Genomic DNA, 1,049 nt, shown 5'->3' with positions numbered 1-1,049 from the left:
TAGAGCGGGATGGGATTACCACCGGTCATATCCAGAGTTTGCGAAGTAGTTTGAGCACTCGATCGGTGTGACACCGTTGAGGATCTGTCCGATCGCCTGGCAGACGGTTTCGACCGTGCGACTTGCGGCCTTTCTGAGCCAGTGCTTGAGCTTGGCGAAGAGCTGTTCGATCGGATTGAGATCGGGCGAGTATTTCGGCAGGAAGAAGAGGCGTGCGCCGGCATTGCGGATGGCGCGGCGCACGGCCTTTGCCTTGTGACTACCGAGATTGTCCATGACGACGATGTCGCCCGGCTGCAGGGTCGGCACGAGTGCCTTCTCGACGTAGAGGAGGAACCTCTCGCCATTGATCGGCCCGTCGATGAGCCAGGGCGCCTCGACGCGGTCATGACGCAGTGCCGCCAGAAAGGTCATGGTCTTCCAGTGACCATTCGGCACCTTGGCCTTGATCCGCTGTCCGACCGGCGCCCAGCCCCGCAACGGGGCCATATTGGTCTTGGTCCACGTCTCGTCGATGAACACCAGGCGAGCGGGGTCGATCCGGTCCTGATACTGAACCCACTGCGCCCGTCGGCGCGCCACGTCCGGACGATCCTGCTCGGCTGCAATCAACGTCTTTTTTTGTGACTGAGCTTCTCGGCGTGCACGAACTCCCAGACCGAGCGGTAGTCGACCTTCAGGCCGCGCTCGCCAAGCTCGGCCACAAGGCCGCGCAAGGTGAAGTCCTTCGTCCGGCAGCGCTCGACCAGCCAATCGCGCCAAGCGCCCGATATCTTCTTCGGCTTGTAGCCGCCGACCTTGAGCGGCGCCACGCTGCCGGTCTCGTCCACCCGCTTCAACCATTCAATCGCCGCGCTGTAGCTGACGCCAAACCGAGCGGCGGCCGCACGCCGCGAAAGCCCTTCAACCTTGACCGCCGCGACAACCCGCTCGCGCAAATCCATCGAATATCCAGCCATCGATGCTGGCCTCCTGCCCAGCATCGATGTTGAATCAGATCATTGCTGATTTGGGAATCCAACGACTCCTACAAATCTCATCCCGCTCTA

1 protein-coding gene is annotated in these 1,049 nt (G+C 61.5%); it reads right to left on the bottom strand.

Features of this window, described 5'->3' with window-relative positions:
- Positions 1-15: 15 nt before the first annotated feature.
- A protein-coding gene (locus tag AC0YKC_RS33965; protein WP_488514239.1) for an IS630 family transposase occupies positions 16-959 on the bottom strand; the annotation gives its coding sequence in 2 pieces (ribosomal slippage) (positions 16-623 and positions 623-959; 945 coding nt in all).
- Positions 960-1,049 lie beyond the last annotated feature (90 nt).

It is taken from the genome of Mesorhizobium sp. CNPSo 4661, assembly GCF_057784215.1.
The sequence above is the reverse complement of the archived record's forward strand: the minus strand, read 5'-3'. Positions and strand labels throughout refer to the sequence as shown.